General features: G+C 43.7%; 20 protein-coding genes and 1 riboswitch. Of the genes, 14 read left to right on the plus strand and 6 right to left on the minus strand.

The genetic code is table 11. From position 1 onward, the window contains the following. Positions 1 to 424: 424 nt before the first annotated feature. From crcB to thiH, 7 genes are all read left to right on the plus strand, one after another. Entirely contained in the window at positions 425 to 808 is a 384-nt protein-coding gene (gene crcB, locus A1QO_RS03920) for a fluoride efflux transporter CrcB (RefSeq protein ID WP_017034646.1), read from the plus strand. Between the two features lie 69 nt (positions 809 to 877). After that, a riboswitch (TPP riboswitch) is annotated at positions 878 to 976 on the plus strand. 113 nt (positions 977 to 1,089) lie between these two features. Beyond that, positions 1,090 to 3,039: a phosphomethylpyrimidine synthase ThiC gene (gene thiC / locus A1QO_RS03925; RefSeq protein WP_017038207.1), complete on the plus strand. Its 1,950-nt coding sequence runs from the start codon at positions 1,090 to 1,092 to the stop codon at positions 3,037 to 3,039. Between the two features lie 3 nt (positions 3,040 to 3,042). Then, positions 3,043 to 4,416, plus strand: a complete 1,374-nt coding sequence (locus A1QO_RS03930; RefSeq protein ID WP_017040778.1) for a thiamine phosphate synthase — start codon at positions 3,043 to 3,045, stop codon at positions 4,414 to 4,416. Then, positions 4,403 to 5,209, plus strand: a complete 807-nt coding sequence (locus A1QO_RS03935; RefSeq protein ID WP_017038206.1) for a HesA/MoeB/ThiF family protein — start codon at positions 4,403 to 4,405, stop codon at positions 5,207 to 5,209. The genes A1QO_RS03930 and A1QO_RS03935 overlap by 14 nt, the downstream gene beginning before the upstream one ends. Then, positions 5,206 to 5,433 carry a sulfur carrier protein ThiS gene (thiS, locus tag A1QO_RS03940; RefSeq protein ID WP_017040777.1) on the plus strand — a complete coding sequence of 76 codons (228 nt, stop codon included), beginning with the start codon at positions 5,206 to 5,208 and terminating at the stop codon, positions 5,431 to 5,433. Before A1QO_RS03935 ends, thiS begins: the two co-directional genes overlap by 4 nt. Positions 5,434 to 5,436: 3 nt before the next feature. Beyond that, a complete protein-coding gene (locus tag A1QO_RS03945) occupies positions 5,437 to 6,225 on the plus strand; it encodes a thiazole synthase (protein WP_017034640.1) in 789 nt (262 codons plus the stop codon). Between the two features lie 14 nt (positions 6,226 to 6,239). Then, positions 6,240 to 7,352, plus strand: coding sequence for a 2-iminoacetate synthase ThiH (gene thiH / locus A1QO_RS03950; protein ID WP_026026654.1), 1,113 nt, complete (start codon positions 6,240 to 6,242; stop codon positions 7,350 to 7,352). 109 nt (positions 7,353 to 7,461) lie between these two features. Here the strand turns inward: thiH and A1QO_RS03955 are convergent, their stop codons facing one another. Together A1QO_RS03955 and A1QO_RS03960 are read right to left on the minus strand one after the other, a co-directional pair. Next, positions 7,462 to 9,252: an aminopeptidase P family protein gene (locus tag A1QO_RS03955; RefSeq protein WP_017040776.1), complete on the minus strand. Its 1,791-nt coding sequence runs from the start codon at positions 9,250 to 9,252 to the stop codon at positions 7,462 to 7,464. A 203-nt stretch (positions 9,253 to 9,455) separates the two neighbouring features. Then, positions 9,456 to 10,397 carry a LysR substrate-binding domain-containing protein gene (locus A1QO_RS03960; protein WP_017040775.1) on the minus strand — a complete coding sequence of 314 codons (942 nt, stop codon included), beginning with the start codon at positions 10,395 to 10,397 and terminating at the stop codon, positions 9,456 to 9,458. A gap of 144 nt (positions 10,398 to 10,541) precedes the next feature. Here A1QO_RS03960 and A1QO_RS03965 point away from each other — a divergent pair, with 144 nt between their 5' ends. Next, positions 10,542 to 11,711 (plus strand): multidrug effflux MFS transporter, encoded by a 1,170-nt coding sequence (locus A1QO_RS03965; RefSeq protein WP_017038203.1) that lies wholly within the window; start codon positions 10,542 to 10,544, stop codon positions 11,709 to 11,711. Positions 11,712 to 11,794: 83 nt separating this feature from the next. Continuing rightward, positions 11,795 to 12,076 carry a hypothetical protein gene (locus A1QO_RS03970; protein WP_017034635.1) on the plus strand — a complete coding sequence of 94 codons (282 nt, stop codon included), beginning with the start codon at positions 11,795 to 11,797 and terminating at the stop codon, positions 12,074 to 12,076. A 105-nt stretch (positions 12,077 to 12,181) separates the two neighbouring features. Here A1QO_RS03970 and asnC read toward each other — a convergent pair whose 3' ends face one another. Continuing rightward, positions 12,182 to 12,640: a transcriptional regulator AsnC gene (gene asnC, locus A1QO_RS03975; RefSeq protein WP_017034634.1), complete on the minus strand. Its 459-nt coding sequence runs from the start codon at positions 12,638 to 12,640 to the stop codon at positions 12,182 to 12,184. A gap of 314 nt (positions 12,641 to 12,954) precedes the next feature. On the opposite strand from asnC, the gene A1QO_RS03980 reads away from it, so the two are divergent. Next, positions 12,955 to 13,734 carry a class I SAM-dependent methyltransferase gene (locus A1QO_RS03980; protein WP_017040774.1) on the plus strand — a complete coding sequence of 260 codons (780 nt, stop codon included), beginning with the start codon at positions 12,955 to 12,957 and terminating at the stop codon, positions 13,732 to 13,734. 199 nt (positions 13,735 to 13,933) lie between these two features. Here the strand turns inward: A1QO_RS03980 and A1QO_RS03985 are convergent, their stop codons facing one another. Beyond that, the gene (locus A1QO_RS03985; RefSeq protein WP_017034632.1) at positions 13,934 to 14,803 is read right to left on the minus strand and encodes a DMT family transporter; all 870 of its coding nucleotides are present in this window, start codon (positions 14,801 to 14,803) and stop codon (positions 13,934 to 13,936) included. An 87-nt stretch (positions 14,804 to 14,890) separates the two neighbouring features. After that, complete coding sequence (uspA, locus tag A1QO_RS03990) at positions 14,891 to 15,316, minus strand: universal stress protein UspA (protein ID WP_017034631.1); 426 nt, start codon at positions 15,314 to 15,316, stop codon at positions 14,891 to 14,893. A 158-nt stretch (positions 15,317 to 15,474) separates the two neighbouring features. Here uspA and ftnA point away from each other — a divergent pair, with 158 nt between their 5' ends. From ftnA to A1QO_RS04005, 3 genes are all read left to right on the plus strand, one after another. Then, positions 15,475 to 16,002 (plus strand): non-heme ferritin, encoded by a 528-nt coding sequence (gene ftnA / locus A1QO_RS03995; protein ID WP_017034630.1) that lies wholly within the window; start codon positions 15,475 to 15,477, stop codon positions 16,000 to 16,002. A gap of 72 nt (positions 16,003 to 16,074) precedes the next feature. Next, a complete protein-coding gene (gene uspB, locus A1QO_RS04000) occupies positions 16,075 to 16,398 on the plus strand; it encodes a universal stress protein UspB (protein ID WP_017034629.1) in 324 nt (107 codons plus the stop codon). Positions 16,399 to 16,528: 130 nt separating this feature from the next. After that, on the plus strand, positions 16,529 to 17,716 hold the full coding sequence (locus A1QO_RS04005) for an NAD(P)/FAD-dependent oxidoreductase (RefSeq protein WP_017034628.1): 1,188 nt from the start codon (positions 16,529 to 16,531) through the stop codon (positions 17,714 to 17,716). 108 nt (positions 17,717 to 17,824) lie between these two features. Here the strand turns inward: A1QO_RS04005 and A1QO_RS04010 are convergent, their stop codons facing one another. Continuing rightward, positions 17,825 to 20,392, minus strand: a complete 2,568-nt coding sequence (locus A1QO_RS04010; RefSeq protein ID WP_017040773.1) for a sensor domain-containing protein — start codon at positions 20,390 to 20,392, stop codon at positions 17,825 to 17,827. Positions 20,393 to 20,640: 248 nt separating this feature from the next. On the opposite strand from A1QO_RS04010, the gene A1QO_RS04015 reads away from it, so the two are divergent. Further along, positions 20,641 to 21,465 carry an HDOD domain-containing protein gene (locus A1QO_RS04015; RefSeq protein ID WP_017034626.1) on the plus strand — a complete coding sequence of 275 codons (825 nt, stop codon included), beginning with the start codon at positions 20,641 to 20,643 and terminating at the stop codon, positions 21,463 to 21,465. Positions 21,466 to 21,470: the final 5 nt, after the last annotated feature.

A 21,470-nucleotide genomic window follows, 5' to 3' on the forward strand; every position in this document is an offset into this window, starting at 1 on the left:
TTGGGAGTTCGAATCTCTCCACCCCTGCCATATTCAAGGCTCTAGCAGAAATGCTGGAGCTTTTTTGTTATCTAGTCGATAGAAAGCAGCGGATTCCCCTAATCTGCAAACAGCGCGTGTTGGGAGTTCGAATCTCTCCACCCCTGCCATATTTAAGGCTCTAGCAGAAATGCTAGAGCTTTTTTTAGACATTTATATTCCGAGTATAAAGCTGCATATATTCGAGTTCAGATCTCTCAATCTTTGCCATTTTATACCCCTAGAGAAATATTATATCTTTCTTGTCTTCTACTCTGGTATCTATAGAAGTGACTCCTGTAACCTTTTAAATCTAACTTAATATGAATAGTCCGTATTTAAGGATTTCAATTCGTAAATTGATCCTAATTGATTACAATAGTCCGATATTTATTGTGGGGGATTTATGGGTCAATTTTCTATTTTGGGATTTATAGCGTTGGGCGGAGCCTTTGGTGCCTGTTCACGTTATCTAGTAAGTGAATTTTGCGCGACTTTATTTGGACGTGGATTCCCTTATGGGACATTAACTGTAAACGTCATTGGTTCGTTAGCAATGGGCGTGTTAGTTGCTGCGTTTGAAAATGGAAGCTTGCCAACCGAGCCATGGCGTCAAATTATAGGTCTTGGCTTTTTAGGTGCCTTAACCACCTTCTCAACCTTTTCAATGGATAATGTTTTTTTAATGCAACAGGGGGCATTTTTCAAAGCTGGCCTCAATATGCTACTTAATGTTGCTTTGAGCGTAACCGCCGCTTGGGTAGGGTTTCAATTAATCATAAAAAGTTAGTTTTAATGACGATTAGCTAAAATTTAATCGGATTAACTTGGTTTCAACAATCTGATTACTTATAATGCTTTCTACTTGTCGGAGTGCCAAAAGGCTGAGACCGTTAACTCGGGATCCGTTGAACCTGATCAGGCTAATACCTGCGAAGGGAACAAGAGAAAGATACCAAACTAGATCTATTCTCGTTTTATATCCTTCAACTGTCTCTAATTTTAGTGGCAGTTCCTCTTGTAGCATCTTTTCCGTCAAGCATTTATATCCATTATTAAAGGAAGAATGCTATGTCGAGCCGTAAACAAAATAGATTGGAAGCGCAAAACTTTATCAACACGCTCTCCGTCCAACCATATCCAAATTCTAACAAAGTGTATATCGAAGGTTCACGAAGTGATATTCGAGTTCCAATGCGAGAGATTACACTCGCTGACAGCCTGGTTGGCGGAAGCAAAGACGAACCTATCTTTGAACCTAATGAACCTATTCATGTTTACGATACGTCAGGTGTTTACACCGATCCGACACACGATATCGATTTGTACCAAGGACTACCAAAACTTCGTACTGATTGGATACTAGAACGGAACGATACTGAGTTATTGGACGGTGTAAGCTCTGTCTATTCAAAAGAGCGATTAGAAGACGATACACTCGATGATCTTCGTTATGGTAACCTTCCGGCAATACGTAAGGCTAAAGATGGTTGTTGTGTCACACAGCTCCATTACGCTCGTAAGGGGATAATCACTCCAGAGATGGAGTACATTGCCATTCGTGAAAACATGGGCCGCCAGAAGTTTGCTGATGAGCAATTGAACCATCAGCATCCTGGACATAACTTCGGTGCCAACTTACCAAAAGAGATAACACCAGAATTTGTTAGAAAGGAAGTCGCAGAAGGACGAGCGATCATCCCTTCAAATATTAACCACCCAGAAGCGGAGCCAATGATTATTGGGCGTAACTTTTTGGTTAAAGTGAACGCGAATATTGGTAACTCATCAGTGAGTTCATCTATTGAAGAAGAAGTAGAAAAATTGGTTTGGTCGACTCGTTGGGGCGGGGATACTGTGATGGACCTTTCTACTGGTCGTAATATTCACGAAACTCGTGAGTGGATTCTTCGTAATAGTCCGGTTCCTATAGGGACAGTTCCAATGTATCAAGCGCTCGAAAAAGTGAATGGTGTCGCAGAGGACCTTAACTGGGAAGTCATGCGAGATACATTGATAGAGCAAGCAGAGCAAGGTGTCGATTACTTTACTATTCATGCTGGTTTGCTGTTACGTTATGTCCCGATGACAGCAAAGCGGGTCACAGGCATCGTTTCTCGAGGGGGCTCAATCATCGCTAAGTGGTGTTTGGCGCATCATCAGGAAAGCTTCCTTTATACGCACTTCCGAGAAATCTGTGAGATCTGTGCTAAGTATGATGTCTCTCTATCGCTTGGCGACGGATTACGTCCAGGTTCGATTGCAGACGCTAACGATGAAGCGCAGTTTGCGGAATTACGTACTCTGGGCGAGCTAACCAAAGTAGCTTGGGAATATGACGTTCAAGTCATCATTGAAGGTCCTGGGCATGTTCCAATGCATATGATCAAAGAGAATATGGATGAACAGCTTAAGCATTGCCATGAGGCGCCTTTCTATACATTGGGACCACTGACGACCGATATAGCACCGGGTTACGATCATATTACGTCAGGTATTGGTGCTGCGATGATTGGCTGGTATGGCTGCGCAATGCTGTGTTACGTCACACCAAAGGAACACCTTGGGCTGCCTAATAAAGAAGATGTAAAGACAGGGTTGATTACGTATAAGTTGGCCGCTCATGCTGCAGATTTAGCAAAAGGTCACCCCGGCTCTCAAATTCGTGATAACGCATTGTCTAAAGCAAGGTTTGAATTCCGTTGGGAAGATCAGTTTAATCTCTCTCTTGACCCGGATACAGCGAAGTCATTTCATGACGAAACCTTGCCTCAAGAATCTGGAAAGGTCGCTCACTTCTGTTCTATGTGTGGCCCTAAGTTCTGCTCAATGAAGATCTCTCAAGAAGTCCGTGAATACGCTAAAGATTCAAAGCAAGTCGCCGCAGACCAAGCCATTGAGATTAAGATGTTGGATGACCCACTAGAAGGAATGCGCCGTAAATCTCAAGAGTTTTTGGCCACTGGATCGGAACTGTATCATCCAGCAGTAGGCGAAGTTCAGCCTGAATTAGAGGGCTAGCCATTGAAAGTTCTTATCCCATCTCAGTACATTGAACTGACAGGTTTAGTGCAACGCTGCTTACTCATAGCAGAAAAAGAGGGATTTGGAATTCGCCATATTGAGTTGGGTGTGAGCCCAACTCAGTTATTCATTTTGTCTGGTGAATCAGATCCATTCCACATTCGGGCTGTTCGTCATTCTGAGGATCTTGATTTTGTAGATCCGTCAGAATTATTAATTCCCGACTTATTTATTCGTTATAACTCAAACCTTAGTGTCCGAGAATCCGGTGATGCACTTCACCAAGCTGACAACATGGCAATCATTGGGATTGGCGACGAGTCGAATTTCATCGACGCATGGCGGTTGAAATCTATATTATCTGTATTTAATGGTCAGCTATCTTCTGTCATCGATGAAGAGGGATCGATTAAGGCGATTAAGTATCAGCGTACTGTCGATGAATTTGAATGGCATCTCGCATGGGTTATAACCGCTAAAGCACTCGATTTCTCCGCTGAGGATTGCTTTGTTTTGGCGCGCGCTGCTCTTAACTCAGACGTTTCACGTGAAACATGGCCAAGTGATTATCAAGATTTTCCAGTCCCGATCATTGAAGATTCTAGATTACTGGTCTCGGTGGGGTGGGCTTCTGAGGGAGCAAGTATCTCGTTTGAGGGAGTAAAAAAGAAAAGTCTAGGGCTTTACCCCGTTGTCGATGATGTTAGCTGGATAAGTCGATTGTTGCCACTAGGGATCGAGACAATACAGCTTCGAATCAAAGACCCTCACCAATTGGATCTAGAGCAACAAATTGCCGAATCAATTCAACTTGGTGAGCGCTATGGCGCGCAAGTGTTTATCAACGATCATTGGAAACTGGCGATAAAGTATGGTGCGTATGGCGTTCATTTAGGTCAAGAAGATATCCAACAGTCTAATCTCGATCTACTCGCTAAGGCCGGCTTGAGACTAGGGTTATCAACTCACGGTTATTACGAGCTACTACGGATTGTTCAGATTAACCCAAGCTACATTGCCCTCGGTCATATATTTCCAACCACGACAAAAAAAATGCCGTCGAAACCGCAAGGCTTAGTACGCCTGTCACTATACCAATCACTCATCGACACCATACCTTACTCCAGCGGTGTTACTGGTTACCCTACGGTGGCCATTGGTGGTATTGATCAAAATACCGCGAGCAGCGTATGGAAATGCGGTGTTTCAAGCCTTGCTGTCGTTCGAGCGATTACAGAGGTTGACAACCCTGAAGCCGTTATAGACTCATTTACTTACTTGATGCAATCAAGACAGTTTACTGATGACCGCACACAAGTCGATACCCTTAGTGAAAGCACGCTTGCTGTGGAGGTTAATAATGCTAACGGATAGGGAATTTCTCAATTATCACCGTCAGATTTGCCTTCCAGATTTTCTAGAAGAAGGGCAGCTTAATTTAAAAAACTCACGAATATTACTACTTGGGTGTGGTGGGCTAGGCAGTGCAGCGGCACTCTATCTTGTAGGTGCGGGTGTTGGTCAACTCGTTATTGTTGATGACGATGTGGTCGAAAAAAGTAACCTACAGCGCCAAGTGGCTTATCGTGAAAGGGATATCGCATCGAACAAATCATCGGCCATGAAACGGCAGCTTCTTTCTCTTAACTCAGATTGCAGTATTCGTGCAATTACAGAGCGACTAGGTGAAGAGCAGCTTTCTAATGAAGTGGCTGCTTCAGATGTGATTCTTGATTGTACGGACAGCTTTGAGAGTCGTCACTTGATTAACCAAGTCTGCTTTCAACAAGGAAAACCGTTGATTTCTGGCGCCGCAATAGGTTGGCAGGGGCAGTTTATTGTCTTTGATTTTCCCAACGTGTCCCCTTGTTACCAATGCTTGTACCCAAAGCAAGATGTCAGTGAGTCTAGACGTTGTGCTGATATGGGTATCATCGGCCCTGTCGTTGGCACTGTTGGTAATTTACAAGCACTCGCGGCCATTCAAAAGTTAGCGTTAGGCCGGTTTGAGTGCCCAACCCAGCAGCTAAAACTATTCGATGGCAAAACCTTTCACTGGCAGAGCTTAACACTAGAGAAAGACACATCGTGTACGGTTTGTGGACAAGAATCCACGAACCCAAATGGAACGACTGATTGTGTTATAGCTAAAGAGGTAACCTTATGAGCAAATTGGATGTAGCGAGTAAAGTAGATATAGAAATCAATGGCAAGGTGACTCAGATTCAGCAGGGTTCAACGCTTGAGGATGTGATTAGAATCCTGGCGTTGCCAGATAATGGCTGCGTGTTTTCAATCAATAATACGATTGTAGCGAGGAATCGGTGGAAATTTACTTTGCTAGAGAACAACGATTCAATCTCATTGTTTCAAGCCATAGCGGGAGGTTAGGTTATGATTCTTACCAATGACCAGTTGGTTATCGCCGATAGAACCTTTAGTTCGCGCCTATTTACCGGAACAGGTAAGTTTTCCAATAAACACTCGATGGTTGAATCGATAAAGGCATCAGGATCTGAGCTAGCGACAATGGCATTGAAGCGTGTCGATATTAGCGCGAGTCAAGACGACATTTTGGACCCGTTAGTCGAAGCTGGAGTAAACCTTCTTCCTAATACCTCAGGTGCGAAAAATGCAAAAGATGCCATTTTTGCTGCGCACCTGGCACGAGAAGCGATTGGGACAAACTGGTTGAAATTGGAAATTCATCCGGATCCAAAGTATTTAATGCCTGACCCTATCGAGACGCTAATTGCAGCAGAACAGCTTGTCAAAGATGGCTTTGTTGTTCTCCCTTATTGCCATGCTGACCCTGTTCTGTGTAAACGACTAGAAGAGGTGGGCTGTGCTGCGGTTATGCCGCTGGGTTCTCCGATTGGTTCAAACAAGGGGATAGCCAGTAAAGACTTTTTAGAAATCATTATCGATCAAGCGACGGTTCCTGTTGTTGTTGATGCTGGAATAGGCGCACCATCGCATGCTGCTTTTGCAATGGAGCTTGGTGCTGATGCCGTGCTAGTGAACACCGCGATTGCTGCTTCAAGTCATCCGGAAGTTATGGCGACGGCTTTCCGATACGCGGTGGAAGCGGGCAGAGCGGCTTATTGTTCTGGTTTAGCAAGTGTTGCTACTCACGCAATTGCCTCTAGTCCATTGACGTCTTTTTTAGATGACACATTCTAGTTAGAGGGTTAATGATGAGTTTTGTAGATGAGTTCAGCAAGCTTGATTGGGATGATATTACTCTGTCGATCAATGCCAAGACATCGCGAGACGTTGAGCGAGCACTAAGCAAATCAAGGTGTAATTTAGATGACTTTAAGGCGCTTATCTCTCCTGCGGCAGAACCTTACTTAGAGCAGATGGCACAACGATCTTTGATGCTTACTCGACAAAGGTTTGGCAATACTATCGGGCTTTATATTCCGCTGTATCTCTCAAACTTGTGTGCTAATGCTTGTACCTATTGCGGCTTCTCTATGGAGAACAGAATTAAGCGACGCACACTCGATATCGACGAAATTTCACTTGAAACACAGGCTATCAAAAAGATGGGATTTGATAGTGTACTACTGGTCACCGGGGAGCACGAAACAAAGGTCGGAATGAACTATTTTAGGCAGGTTTTACCCTCGATTAAGGAACGGTTTAGTTACTTAGCTATGGAAGTCCAGCCTTTAGCCCAAGAAGATTATCAGGAACTAAAGTGTTTGGGTTTGGATGCGGTCATGGTTTACCAAGAAACCTATCACCCATCTACCTACGCGCAACATCATCTACGTGGTAACAAAACGGATTTTAACTTTCGACTCGAGACCCCAGATCGATTAGCCAAGGCGGGAATTGATAAGATTGGTATTGGTGCTCTGATCGGTTTAGAAGAGTGGCGTACAGACTGTTTTTACGTCGCGGCTCATTTAGATTACCTTGAAAAGACTTACTGGCAGACACGTTACTCGATCTCTTTTCCACGTTTACGACCGTGTGAAGGGGGTCTTCAGCCCAAGTCTATTATGTCGGATAAACAGTTAGTCCAATTAATCTGTGCGTATCGGATCCTCAATCCTGAAGTTGAGTTGTCTCTTTCTACACGCGAATCAGCGATATTTCGAGATAATGTACTTCCTCTGGGGATCACTACGATGTCAGCAGCGTCAAAGACTCAACCAGGAGGGTATGCTTTGGAGGATATAGAATTAGAGCAGTTTGAAATCAGTGATGAGCGCAGCGCCAATGCTGTTGCCACTATGATTAGGAGTCGAGGTTTTGACCCCGTTTGGAAAGATTGGCATAGCGGCTATTCTGGTTAAAGTACATTGCAAGCGCTGAGTTGTTTCACGTGAAACAAAAAATGGCTACGAATTCGTAGCCATTTTTAATCATATTAACCTAAAAATAGAACAGTTGATGTTAGCGATATTAGTCATGAGATAACGTTTGAGTTGCTTTCTTAAGCCAAGCTTTAACGTCACCTTCTACTAAAGAATTCAATTCATCCCAAACTTTTTGATGGTATTCATTAATCCAGGCGAGTTCTGGGCGAGTTAACATGTCGGTGTCAATGTTGCGATAGTCGATTGGGCAACGCGTGAGAGATTCAAACCCTAACAGAGGCAAGTCACCATTAGATTCGATCTTGGTGACCAATTCTAGATTCTCTATACGGATACCAAATGCGTCTGCACGATAGTAGCCTGGTTCATTAGAAAGAACCATACCGTCTACTAAGGGTACATTTATCGGTCTTTTGGAAATACTTTGTGGCCCCTCATGAACACTTAAGAAGTGACCTACACCATGACCCGTCCCGTGGTCATAGTCGTAACCCTCTGCCCATAAATGTTGTCGCGCTAGTGTATCCAGTTGGTAACCACAAGTCCCCACGGGAAAACGCGCTCTAGCAATGGCAATATGTCCTTTAAGTACCAGAGTAAATTGCTTAGTCATCTCTGAGGAAGGCTGCCCGATTGCAATGGTACGGGTGATATCTGTCGTGCCATCGGAGTATTGACCACCTGAGTCAACCAGGTACAGCGAATCCATGGTGAGGTTTGCAGGTTGGGCTTGGTTCTTATGGTTGTAGTGACACATGGCTGCGTTACCACCCGCGGCAGATATGGTATCAAAGCTTAGATCTGCCAAGGTTGGGTCTTGTTCTCTAAAGCGCTGTAGTTCGTCCGAGAGTTCAGCTTCGCTTAGTAGATTGCTTTTCTCTACTTGTTTATCTAGCCAACAGAGAAAGTTCACCATAGCCACACCATCTCGAATGTGGCTCGCTTTCATTCCCGCAATCTCGACGCTGTTCTTTTGCGCTTTAGGAAGTAAACAAGGGTCCGATGCAGAGATAATATGAGCCCCTGAGTTTTGCAACTGAAGAGTGAACCAAGCGTTGCTGGTAGCCGGGTCAATGAGGACCTTCTTACTCGTCATAGAACCCAAAACATCGGCAAGTTCACTCGGCTTTCGCACGTTGACATTGTTACCAACATGAGAAGTGAATTCGTCTGGAAGTCGAGTTTGGTCAAAGAAAAAATCGAGGCTAGAATCAGAATATAAAATCACATGAGAAAGTAGAACAGGCAAACGCGATACGTCTAAACCACGAATGTTCAGTATCCAACCAATCGAATCTAAAGCGGTAATGACCGCACAATCTGCACCCATCGCGGTAATTTTATCTGCCATTGCCTTTCGTTTGTCTTCGCTTGTTTGTCCAACAAGTGAAATAGACATTAATCTCGCTACTGAACAAACCGCGGTAGGACGGTCATGCCATAAATCGTCTATCGGGTTGGTTGAAATAGCAGATAGCGAGAATTGGCTAGCCAACTTATCTTGAGCCGCACTCAACCAAGCACTTGTATGCATTCGTGGATCGAAAGCTACGTTACTTTGTGCATCGAGGTTTTGACTGATCCAATCTAACGCAGGCTCTTCGATAAGGTGGCGGTATTCAAAGACACTATCAGGTACTTCGCTGCGCACTTGAACCGTGTAGCGGCCATCAATAAAAATAGCGGCTTTAGTCGGGGTGATGACAGCACAACCCGCGGAACCCGTAAAACCGGTCAACCAATGCAATCGTTCGTTATGAGCAGGGATGTATTCCCCAAGATATTCATCCTCATGAGGAATGATGATGGCGTCATAGTTGTGTTCGGAGAGCCAGTTTCTTAGTGCTTGAACACGCTCAGAAGTAGATTGATGCATCAAAAATGTTCCTTATTAGTTTGTGCGGCATAAGCCAATACGACTTTTAGGTGGTTACTTTTCTAGTTTGTTCCGGTAATTCTTAGGTTGTTAGCGCTATTCTTAGGTTGTTAGCGCTATTCTTAGGTTGTTACAAAATAGGCAACAAAGATTAGTAAGCTACTCTTTTTAGGCAAATGCTGCAATCGTTCACAGCGTGCAATTTATCTAAGTAAACGAGTCTTTTCTTTTATGATATTCGTCAACCACATCAATGCAGGGTCATTTTCTCTGTCTTTATGCCAAAAAAGAGTATAGGCCATTGCGGGAAATTCAAGAGGTAGAGGCAGTTCAACGAGATCGAGCTGTTTCGCAATCAGAGAGGTAAAGTGGCTAGGTGCAGTAAAGACAAAATCAGTATAAGTACATAAACTCGCGGCACTATTAAAGTCAGGCACGGTGATGGCAATATCTCGCTCTTTTCCAAGATCAGCAAGACGATAATCAAGCAGCCATCGATCATTGCCATCACAGCGGACTTGAACATGACGCAATGCTAGATAGTTATCGATACCCCATGGGCTAGTCAATACGGGGTGATCTTTACGTACTACACACATCTGAACGTCTTGATAGATTTCTAGCTCGGCAATGTCGCTAGGTGGTAGCATCGTCAACTTCGCATCATTAATGTCGATATCTTTACCGGTAATACCAATATCCAATTCGCCCAGTTGAAGCCGCTTAAACGTCTGATCGTCCCACGAGTGTGTCGAGATATTGAGATTCGGCCCTTGTTGAAAAACAATAGGCATGAAGTGCGGTAAAATTAACGGATAGACACTTTCCACAGCAGCAATATGAAATCGATATTCGCTGGTATTCGGACAGAAATCGAGAGGTTGTGTGATGCTTTCCAGTTGATGGATGAGGTTTTCCAAGCGTGGCTTTAAGTATTGGCTTTTTGCTGTCGGTCTTAAGCCGTGTGAGGTTCGAACAAATAAAGGGTCCTCGAATTGCTCGCGAAGCTTGGATAGTGATTTACTGACTGCGGACTGACTGAGACACAATCTTTGTGCAGCCCGAGTGACGCTGCGCTCTTCAATTAAGATATTTAGGCAAACCAATAGGTTTAGGTCTATGCGGGCTAACGCTTCAATCGACAATGTGATTTTCCATTTGGGAATATTAGGTATGAGTATATACCATTAAGACGAATAACATGAATGCGATACACTCTCGCCAATTCAATAATATGATCGGTATATACAGTGAATACGTCTCAACTCGATACGCCTAAAAGATTACAAATGGCACTACTGACAATGCTAGTGCTGTTTAGCCCATTGGGGATCGATATCTATCTTCCAGCATTTCCTCTTATGGCGGAAACGTTTCACGTGGAACCGACTCGAATTCAGGACACAATCACATGGTTTTTGTTTGCTATGGGAGTGGGGCAACTCTTTGCTGGCCCCTTAGCAGATAAACACGGGCGTCGAACAGTTGCATTAGTCGGTGTCAGTATCTACGGTTTGAGTGCTTGCTTGGCGTGGGCCGCACAAACCATTGAGTGGATGCTACTAGCAAGGCTACTACAAGGCTTGGGCGCATGTGCGACCGCAGTAGCTGCTTTTGCAACTGTTCGCGATCTGTTTGGGGCAGAAAAAAGTGGGAGAATGATCAGTTACCTAAACGGTGCGATCTGTTTTATTCCTGCGCTTGCCCCAATTTTTGGTAGCTGGCTAACACAGCAGTTTGGCTGGCGATCCAATTTCTCTTTCATGGCTATCTTTGCGTTAGTGGTTGGAGTTGCTCTCTTTTTATATCAAAAAGAGACAAACCCAAGAAAAGCCACAGAAGCGGTATTCAAACCGAGCCGATATGCTCAAGTGTTGAAAAACCCAATGTTCGTTTTTCATGCCTCACTTTGTATGCTCGCGATGGCAGTGATACTTGCTTATGTCACTTCGGCTCCTGGTGTGCTGATGGAAAGGTATGGCTTATCGATGGATGAGTTTACTTTTTGGTTTGGGGTGAATGCTGTCGTTAACATTATCGCGTGCATGACAGCGCCGAAGTGTATGGAAAAACTGGGCACGAGAATGACGATCGTCATTGGTGTTGTGATGCTCAACACTGCCGGTGTCATGATGCTAGCAATGCAAAGTCAGCAAACGCCATTCGCTTTTATGTTACCTATCTTCGTTTCGTCCGCCGGCTTTGCGTGGGTACTAGGCGCAGCAGCGGGTAAAGCGTTGGCGCCGTTTGGTGACAAAGCCGGAACAGCAGCGGCTTTATTGGGTCTGTTTCAAATGAGTGGATCTGGCCTCGTAGTCGGTATTATGCAGAGATTATCACTCGAACCAGAAATGCTAATCACCTTACTTCTTTGGCTTACTGCGCCGAGCTTAATCGTGCTGTGTTCGAAGGTAGGCCATAAATGGCATGAGGTAAGGTTATCAGCCGAACATAGTTAATATGATGTGTTATTAGTGTCAAAACAGGTGTATATTTAACCTCTTACGATTAATACATATTATGCACTGGATAACCAATAATAATGTCGATGACAACTTACGAGATGGCCCGAGTTCTTGAACAGTTAGAAGATGCACCAGAAAAAATCATGTTTGGTAAAATTCTTAACGAGATGGGAAACCAAAGTGGTGAGCGTATTCGTAGTGCGGCTAAGCAGGTTCCTATCGATGTACTAAAAGATATCGTTTTTCAATTTCAACAGGTTATAGAGTCAAGAAAAGGCGAGCAGGTAGAAACGTTAGCCAAGCAGCTAGCCGAGCAAGGCATTTCCGCTGAAGAATTAAAAGCGTATTTAGCTCGTTAATCGCATTGTTCCGTTAATGGATTCATCGAAATGGCCTCACTTTTTAGTGAGGCCATTTTTAATGCTATAGAATATCTCGAACATCGTACAACAGATAACGGGCCGTTACGGATTCACATTGCGATTAATGGGGTTTTGCAGAGAAATCAGTGTCTCTGTAGACTGAACTTCATCAATGGCTTGTAGCTTGTCGATCAGAACATACTGCAGCTCTTCAATAGACTTACACATAAGCTTGACAAAAATGTTGTAGGCGCCAGTCGTGTAATAAGCTTCGACAACTTCTTCAAGTGCATTGAGCTTAGCAATCGCAGAATGATAATCTCTTGCCGCATTCAAGTTTATTCCAATAAAACAGCAAACGTCATAGCCGAGTTTCTTGGTGTTAACGATCACCTCTGTTCCTTGAATAATATCGGCTGACTTCATCTTTTCAATTCTAACGTGAATCGTGGCAGGGCTGACATCGAAGCTTTTCGCCATTTCAGCGTAAGGTTTACGAGCGTCTTCCATCAAAGTTTTGAGTATGGCCCGGTCTAGGTCATCGAGCTTAGCTTGTTGCATTTAATCACCGCGATTGTGAGGAACAAAAGAGAAACGCACTTAGTATATTTTATCAACAGCGATGTTACTATTATCAATTGATTGCATTCCTTGTTCCATGCTGATGCTCGATTTTCATCTTTCCCCGAGTCATGACTTTGTTTCATTATTTAGCCGGGTGGTCTGATATTGCCATGACATCAAAATGCAGCTTGGAATCGATCTAAATTATGACTAATGCAATGGTCATAGAAACCCAAGAAAGCGCCGAGAAAAACAGGTAGACTTCTGCCGTTCATTATATTGTATTTACTGACTGACATCTGGAGCCAACTTTGCAGTTACAACTGATTTGCGAAGACGCATCACAACAAGATAACTTAGATGGCTTAGCCAAGCGCTGGAGGCTGAAACACGATAACTCGAGTATGTTTGCGTTGGTGCTAACCGATGAGCATTTAGAATTACGCAAATTAGACGAACCCAAACTGGGGGCCATTTTTGTCGACCTCGTTGGTGGTGCCGTTGGTCATCGTCGTAAGTTTGGTGGTGGAAAAGGACAAGCAATAGCCAAAGCCGCAGGGCTTAATAAAGGAGCGACCCCCACGGTTCTTGATGCAACGGCGGGGTTAGGGCGCGATGCCTTTGTGTTAGCGTCTTTAGGCTGCCAGGTTCAAATGGTCGAACGTCACCCGGTTGTTGCAGCACTACTTGATGATGGGCTCTCGAGAGCAAAACAAGACAGTGAGATTGGACATTGGGTAACAGAAAGAATGTCACTCATACATGCCTCTAGTCACGATGCTTTAACATCACTAATTGAAGACAAAAGCTTTGTTCAACCTGATATCGTGTATCTTGATCCTATGTATCCACATCCAGAGAATAAGAAAAAATCGGCACTTGTTAAAAAAGAGATGCGTGTTTTTCAGTCGCTAGTCGGGGCTGACAATGATGCCGATGATTTATTAACTCCCGCTTTGGCGCTTGCCACTAAGCGAGTGGTGGTAAAACGCCCTGATTATGCTCCATGGCTAGGTGACAGAAAACCCGCTATGGCGATAGAAACCAAGAAGAACCGCTTTGATGTTTATGTAAAGGCATCGATGAGTTAATACAGTAAGTGACTAAAGAAATCAGTGACTAAAAATAACAAGCATAAAAGCCGTTACGACACGTTACTCAATAAAAACGCTCACTAAATGAGTGAGCGCTTTAAGTTTCTGGTTTTTAGATAAGACTTTAGGCACGGCTTTTAGATAAAGTCTTCAAGAGAGTAACGACTCCGTATTTCCCCAGGCAACCAGTATGGATCTAAGCCTGTTGTTCAACCCGCTTTTTTACCCATGTTTCATTGACCCACAGTGAAAGCAAAATAATCAGTCCACCAATAGATAAACTCACAAGGTCTACATCTCGATTCCAAATGACAATGTTTACTATAAGCCCAGCTGGGACAAGGAGGTTATTCATCACGGCGAGAGCGCCGGCATTCACAAGGCATGCCCCTTTATTCCATAGAAAGTAGCCGGCACCAGAAGCGATCACACCCAGATAAATCAAAACGCCCCACTGCAATGAGGTGGTAGGCAAATTATCGATATTGCCCATCAGAGCAAATGCGATGGTCGCAACACACAGGGCACCAAAATAAAAATAGCCAAAAATAGAATGGTGAGGTAGCTCTGTGGCTTCTTGCTCCATTACATACTTATAGCTGACTTGTCCGATCGCAAAGCAAAGGTTAGCACCTTGAACCACTAAGAATCCGAGTAAAAAGTTGTCATTTACGCCCGAAAATTTAATGAAAGCAGCCCCAGATACCGCTATTGCTGCGGTGACTAAGTACCAGGGCGAAAAACGTTGTTTAAGCAGGTCATAAATCAGCGTCACATAGATGGGGGTGAAAACGGTGAACAACAGGACTTCAGGAACAGAAAGCAACAAGAACGATTGGTAATAGAAGCAGTACATAAGACCAAGTTGTATGCCCCCAATACACATCAGTTTCAATTTCAATGTATTAGCGACACCCCGGAACTGGGTAAAAGGAATAAACACAAGGCTTGCTAAAGCAACGCGTATCCAGACTGAGAACCAAGAATCAACCTGACCGGCCAGATAAACACCGATCAAACTAAACGAAAATGCCCAAAGTAGGGTAACGGCAGAAAGATAAAACATAAATAAGATTCATTATCAAAAAGATAGCTGCAGTTTACCCTAATTGGTATTGGTTATAAATAGAACGTTCTACCCCGCTAATATCGCTTAATCGGTCAGCGGCACAACCAGCATATCGACGGGAGAGCTATTGATAAGCTGGCGAGTCGATGAGAGTAACTTACTCCAGAAGTCTTGGTGGTGCCCGCACACGACCAAATCAAAGTTGTGTTCATTGATGGTGTCGCATAGCTCATTACTGAGATCCCCACTTCCAATTAAGGTGTGTTTAATTGGGTATTGAGCATGATCCGCTAATTCTTGTAATTGCGCTTGAGACGATTCCATTGCTTGATGCTGTGTTTCGGCAAGATTGATGTCGATAAGACCGGTATAAAGCTCCGCATAGTTTACATCGATATGAATAAAAGAAAGCTTAGCGTTCAGAGGTTTGGCGAGTGCAGCGGCCTTATCAACCAGTAATTTGCTGTCTTCAGAAAGGTCGACTGCGACTAAGATATGTTGATAGCTCATTTGGATCTCTCCTATTTTATTGGGATAGGATTACTCTAGCATCAGTGAATAAGGATTATTGCTGTTGTGATCTCATATCCACATTGAGTAATGAACATGTTATTGTTTGATTAATAGATTTAGTCAATGCAGTTAGATAGTTGAAATAGGGGAAAAAAATGTTACCAAAAGCCATGGTTGAGCAATTGAATGAGCAAATAAACCTAGAATTTTTCTCATCCAACCTATACTTACAAATGAGTGCTTGGTGTGAAGACAAAGGATTTGAAGGTGCGGCTGAGTTTTTACGAGGTCATGCCGTTGAAGAAATGCAGCATATGCAGCGTCTTTTTACTTACGTAAGTGAGACGGGTGCAATGCCGATACTTGGTGTCATTGAAGCGCCACAACATGAATTTGAAAGTTTAGGTGCCGTGTTTCGTTTGACTTATGAACATGAGCAAATGATCACTGAAAAAATCAATAAACTTGCTCATGTGGCCTTCACTAATCAAGACTACTCAACGTTTAACTTCTTGCAGTGGTACGTTGCTGAACAGCACGAGGAAGAGAAGTTGTTTAAAGGGATATTAGATAAGCTAGAGTTAGTGGGTGAAGATGGTAAGGCACTGTTCTTTATCGACAAAGATCTAGCTGTACTAGCTAAAGAAGGTTCATCTTCTATTATGGATGCTGTTGCTGAGTAACATCAGCAAAAAGACAATTCACTGAGTCGTCTTTTCTTTTCAAGCATTGATAGAAGATGTAGGGAGGAGAAGATGATCAGTGGAGACACGATTTTATTAGCGTTGCTATTAGTGACCGGGCTCAATGTGGTTCGATACTTAACGGCGCTGCGTTCATTAATCTATATTATGCGAGAAGCTCATCCCTTGCTTTATCAGCAAGTAGATGGTGGTGGGTTTTTTACCACCCATGGTAATATGACCAAGCAAGTTCGCCTTTATAGCTACTTAAAAACCAAAGAGTATCATCATCATCATGACCCAGTGTTTACTGGCAAATGTGACCGAGTAAGAGAGCTCTTTATTCTTTCTTGTGGTTTATTGAGTGTGACGCTGCTGATCGCTTTTATGGTTTGATTCGTTATTGAATCAATCAAGACTTCAAATTGGCATTCCGTTTATTTGGAGTTAGAATACGATACCATCGTAAGGATGTGCTTTTGCACATCCTTTTTTATTTGTCGAGCCATTACAGAAGAGCAATAACATGAGTAACCAATTTGATGTCGTTATTATTGGCGCGGGCGCAGCGGGATTAATGTGTGCTGCTGAAGCGGGCAAGAGAGGACGAACGGTTCTATTGGTTGACCATGCAAAAAAGCCAGGTCGAAAAATTCTGATTTCGGGTGGTGGTCGCTGTAACTTTACCAACTATGATGTTTCCGCTAATAACTTCTTGTGTAAAAATCCACACTTCGTTAAGTCGGCGCTTTCCCAATATACCAACTGGGATTTCATTTCCTTGGTCAGCAAACATGGGATTGAGTTTGAGGAGCGTGAGCACGGGCAGCTGTTTTGTGTCGATTCCGCCAAACAAATTGTTCGCATGTTACTCGATGAGTGCCAGCTCGATAGTGTCACTCAGCGTTACCAAGCCAACATCACTCGTGTTGAACAAAATGAAACGGGCTTCACCCTTGATATCGATAGTGATGTGATTGAATGTCAGTCATTAGTGGTGGCAACAGGGGGGCTATCGATGCCCAAATTAGGTGCAACCCCATACGGCTATAAGATTGCTGAACAGTTCGGTTTACCCGTGATACCTACAACCGCAGGCCTTGTTCCATTTACCCTGCACAATAAAGACAAAGATGATTTGGCCGGCCTATCGGGTGTTGCTCTTCCTACCGAGGTGACCACGCAAGATGGCACACTCTTTAAAGAGGCGTTACTCTTCACTCATCGTGGATTGTCTGGCCCATCGATACTGCAAGTGTCATCATTTTGGAAACCAGGACAAAGCGTGTCGATTAACTTAATCCCTAATGATGATGTCGAACTGTTACTCATCGAATCGAGAGAAAAACACCCGAATCAAAGCTTGAAGAACACCTTAGCAAAGGTCCTTCCTAAGCGGTTAGTTGAAGTGCTTATTGAGCGTAAAGAGTTCATTGATAAGCCTTTAAAGCAGTTGACCCCTAAAGAACAGGAAGCGATTGTTTCCTTGCTCGAAAATTGGAAAGTTGCACCCAATGGTACCGAGGGGTATAGAACGGCTGAAGTGACTTTGGGCGGTGTCGATACTGATTGTGTATCATCGAAAACCATGGAGTGTAAGAGCGTTTCAGGGCTCTATTTTATTGGCGAAGTGATGGATGTTTCGGGTTGGCTTGGTGGATACAATTTCCAGTGGGCTTGGTCAAGCGGTTTTGTCGCAGGGCAATGGGTTTAGTGAATTAAAACAACCTAGACTCCCCCATGTTCTGGGGGAGGTCAGTAGACCGTCGCTAATATTGCGGCCATGACTCATTAATCCCATTTAATTCAATCTATCAGCGAGTTAGCTCATCAGTCCATCAGCAGGACGGGTAAACAGCTCAACGAGATCCCTTTGGTTTTCAGGCTCATTAGGATTGAGTGGTTTTCTAAGGTGGAAACCTTGGCCTATGGTGCAACCTAGAGCTAAAAGCTGATCTTGCTGCTGCTGATTTTCAATGCCTTCTGCAATCACCTTGAGAGACAAGCTCTTTGCCATGGCAATGATTGCGCTAACAATAGCAACACTGTCTTCATCGCCCGGTATGTCATTAATAAATGATCGGTCGACCTTAATTTTGTCGATGGGTAATCCCTTCAGATAAGACAGTGATGAGTACCCGGTACCAAAGTCATCGAGAGAAACCTCAACGCCCAATGCTTTCAGTTGATTTAAATCGTGAGTCGCGAGGGCAAGATCACGCATTAAGAATCCTTCAGTGATTTCCACTTCAAGGTGATGGGCTGGAAACTGAGTGCTTTCCAAAATAGCCTGGAGGGTGTTTGAAAAGTGAGGCTGTTGTAGCTGATTCGCGGACACATTTACCGCAATCTTTGAAAATTGGTAGCCGTTATCCAGCCACTGCTTGCCTTGCTTACACGCGGTTTCTATTACCCATGTTCCAAGCTCATTAATCAACCCTGTTTTTTCCGCAATAGGTATGAATTGATCTGGAGAAATAGTACCTAAGGCGGGATTGTGCCAACGCAATAGTGCTTCTAGGCCACTGATGCGACCCGTGGTTAAATCAAACTGAGGCTGATAAACCAAATGAAACTCATCATTCTTAATGGCTTGATGAAGTGCAGAGTGGAAGCGAACATGAGATTTGGATTGATCGGTTAATTCAGGTGAATAAAAAGCGTACCCATTTCGTCCATTTTTCTTAGCAAGGTACATCGCGGTATCCGCATTTTTTAGCAATGTATCTGTATCCGTTCCATCTTGAGGGTATCGAGAAACCCCAATACTGGTGGATAAGTGCAACGGTTGGCTGTCGTTAGGATAAAAAGGCGCGCTAAATAGCCCCAACGCACTGCTGATCATGCTAATTAAATAATCAGGGTCGTTAAGGTCATCAATCACGATCACAAACTCATCCCCGCCAATTCTTGCGATATGATGGGATCGTAAGGTTGAAGCTTTGAGCCGATCTGCCAGTTCAATGAGTACTTGATCGCCCGTGTAGTGGCCTAGGCTGTCATTGATGTGCTTAAAATGATCTATGTCGAGAAACAGTGTTGCGAAAGGTTTATCGGTTTTGATGTGCTCTGCTAACAGTTGGATAAGGTGCGTTCTATTAGGTAAATCGGTGAGCGGATCATAAAACGCCATTTTACGAAGCTTTTGTTCATGTGCTTTTCGGGTCGTAATGTCCTCAAAGACACATAAGTAATTGAGCGCTTGATTATTTTTATCCAGAACAGCGGTGATGGTCGACTTTTGAGGGTATATCGTTCCGTCTTTACGCATGTTCGAGAGCTCACCTTTCCATTGCCCTGTGTTTTCTAAGCTTTGCCACATTTGTTTATAGAAAGCCGCATCCTGTAATCCTGATTTCAATAATCTTGGATTTCTTCCTCGAACTTCATCGGGGTGGTAGCCAGTGATGTCTGAAAATGCTTTGTTGACTTCAATAAGGTTACCGAGGTGATCGGTGACCATCATACCTTCATACGAGTTATTAAATATTTTCGCGGTGACTTTCAGTTGATTCTCTACGGTCTTACGTCGAGTCACATTACGAGTCATACCCAGAACCCCAAGTAATTCCCCTTGGCGATCTTTAACCGGTGACTTTATGGTTTCTAACCAAATATTCTCGTTATTTTCATCGGTGCTCGAGCACTCTTCGACAATGTATTGACTATCATTGTCGACAACATGCTGATCAGCGCGGACAAACTTATTGGCTATTTCCTCATCAAACAAAGCGTGATCTTTGGAGCCAATAATCGTTTCTGAAGTGTAACCCCAGGCGCGTTCAACCGCGCTATTACAAACCACATACTCACCGCGGTTGTTCTTTATCCAGACATGATCATCTAAACCGTCAATAAACTCTTGTAACGATGGTAGTTGCTTTCCATGTTGATATTGCAAGCTGGCTAAATCAAAACTGATTTTACCCGATACCATTGAGAGCCAAGAGGTGAAGGCGTCTGATTGAGTGGCGCTATTAGTTTTGTGGCCACTCTCGGTTTTATTAGCACTTTCAGTTTCATTAGTACTTTCGGTTTCGGTTGTACTGCTGGTTAAAGCGGAGGTGATAAAGCCAAATAAGGTGCCGTTTGGATACCAAATTGGGGAGATCCAATAGGGTTGTTGACCACTGAAGTCTATTTGACTTTCTGTGTCTGGGTAATGGGCATTACTGTGCATTTCATCCAGTCGTCGAAGATGAAAGTTTGGGCTCTCAGTTTGAGTCTTAAGTACGAAGCTTGGTGTGCCACTTTCATCAAAAAGCGGTCGCCATTCGCGTTCTGCCGAATATCGGTATATCTGGTGTTTACTTTGAAACTTATGACTTAGTTGCTCGATAAGAGCTTGCCACTGCTTTAAGTGTAATGGGGGTAAGGCAATGCGAAACATAATAACTCTCAAGTGTTTATCATTTTTTCTCGACTCAAATGGAATTTATTATTGTAGATATGAGCGAGAGTATTCGACCTATTGTACCACTATTGATGAATATATAACCTGTGCTTATTTGATGTACGAACTTGGATTGGGTCAAGCTTAGGTGATTCTAGACGGTAAACTTATCGGGGAAAGGCACGCTGAGTATCAGATTTTGACCTATATTAAATGAAGATAAATGTCGTTTAAGGAGTGACTTCATGAGTCAACACGCATTGATTTCTCGTATTAATGAACTTCCTCGCATTGAAAGTGTACTGCAAGAATTGCTCGACATGGTCAACCGAGAAACCATTGATTTCGGAGAGCTATCCCGAAAAATGTCGATGGATCAAGTCCTCAGTGCTCGAGTTCTAAGGATGGCAAATTCAGCGCATTTTGGCGGTGTGAAGGGGGTGTCGACCATTAATGATGCCATCGTCCGCGTCGGTGCTGGTGCCATTCGAACGCTTATTTCCTCTTCTATTCTCTCGTCCACTTTTCCTAAGTTAGAAACGTTGAATCTGAAAGATTATTGGGCAAACACCTTTGAGGTGTCGATTATTGCTAGCACGATTGCAAAAACCGTCAAATTGGATGCCAATGAAACCTTTACCACCGGAGTTCTACACAATATTGGTGAGTTGATGATCCACTCTCTTGTCCCTGAACAAGCCATCGAAATAACCGCTAGGGTCGAGTCGGGGGAAAGTATCGTTAAAGTACAGCAAGAAGTACTGGGTACTGATTCCCAGCAATTAGGTGCAGAGCTCGCAAAAGCGTGGCAGTTTCCGTCAGAAATGATTGATGCCATCGCTAATGTCAATCAACCAGGAAAAGCCGTGGAGTCGAAGAAACTTGCGTGTGTCCTTTATCTTGCTCGCGATATCCACTTCAAATGGGATTCAATGCTAGGGGCGGATGAAAAACAAACGTATCTTACTCACCATCCTGTCGCGAAAGCCTTATCAATCGATTCCAGCATGATTGATAAGGTCGATGCCGTGCGTGGTCAAGGCAGTGAAATGGCGTACCAGATGTTTTAGTGACA

Source organism: Vibrio genomosp. F10 str. ZF-129 (assembly GCF_000287055.2).
Taxonomy (GTDB): Bacteria; Pseudomonadota; Gammaproteobacteria; order Enterobacterales; family Vibrionaceae; genus Vibrio.

Excerpts from the sequence above, each read along its gene's own strand:
- thiS (WP_017040777.1), top strand. The coding sequence starts at position 5,206 with ATGAGCAAATTGGATGTAGCGAGTAAAGTAGATATAGAAATCAATGGC.
- ftnA (WP_017034630.1), top strand. The coding sequence starts at position 15,475 with ATGTTACCAAAAGCCATGGTTGAGCAATTGAATGAGCAAATAAACCTA.
- A1QO_RS03970 (WP_017034635.1), top strand. The coding sequence starts at position 11,795 with ATGTCGATGACAACTTACGAGATGGCCCGAGTTCTTGAACAGTTAGAA.
- A1QO_RS03945 (WP_017034640.1), top strand. The coding sequence starts at position 5,437 with ATGATTCTTACCAATGACCAGTTGGTTATCGCCGATAGAACCTTTAGT.
- A1QO_RS04010 (WP_017040773.1), bottom strand. The coding sequence starts at position 20,392 with ATGTTTCGCATTGCCTTACCCCCATTACACTTAAAGCAGTGGCAAGCT.
- uspA (WP_017034631.1), bottom strand. The coding sequence starts at position 15,316 with ATGAGCTATCAACATATCTTAGTCGCAGTCGACCTTTCTGAAGACAGC.
- A1QO_RS03935 (WP_017038206.1), top strand. The coding sequence starts at position 4,403 with ATGCTAACGGATAGGGAATTTCTCAATTATCACCGTCAGATTTGCCTT.
- thiC (WP_017038207.1), top strand. The coding sequence starts at position 1,090 with ATGTCGAGCCGTAAACAAAATAGATTGGAAGCGCAAAACTTTATCAAC.
- thiH (WP_026026654.1), top strand. The coding sequence starts at position 6,240 with ATGAGTTTTGTAGATGAGTTCAGCAAGCTTGATTGGGATGATATTACT.
- A1QO_RS03955 (WP_017040776.1), bottom strand. The coding sequence starts at position 9,252 with ATGCATCAATCTACTTCTGAGCGTGTTCAAGCACTAAGAAACTGGCTC.
- A1QO_RS04015 (WP_017034626.1), top strand. The coding sequence starts at position 20,641 with ATGAGTCAACACGCATTGATTTCTCGTATTAATGAACTTCCTCGCATT.
- crcB (WP_017034646.1), top strand. The coding sequence starts at position 425 with ATGGGTCAATTTTCTATTTTGGGATTTATAGCGTTGGGCGGAGCCTTT.
- A1QO_RS04005 (WP_017034628.1), top strand. The coding sequence starts at position 16,529 with ATGAGTAACCAATTTGATGTCGTTATTATTGGCGCGGGCGCAGCGGGA.
- A1QO_RS03965 (WP_017038203.1), top strand. The coding sequence starts at position 10,542 with ATGGCACTACTGACAATGCTAGTGCTGTTTAGCCCATTGGGGATCGAT.
- uspB (WP_017034629.1), top strand. The coding sequence starts at position 16,075 with ATGATCAGTGGAGACACGATTTTATTAGCGTTGCTATTAGTGACCGGG.
- A1QO_RS03985 (WP_017034632.1), bottom strand. The coding sequence starts at position 14,803 with ATGTTTTATCTTTCTGCCGTTACCCTACTTTGGGCATTTTCGTTTAGT.
- asnC (WP_017034634.1), bottom strand. The coding sequence starts at position 12,640 with ATGCAACAAGCTAAGCTCGATGACCTAGACCGGGCCATACTCAAAACT.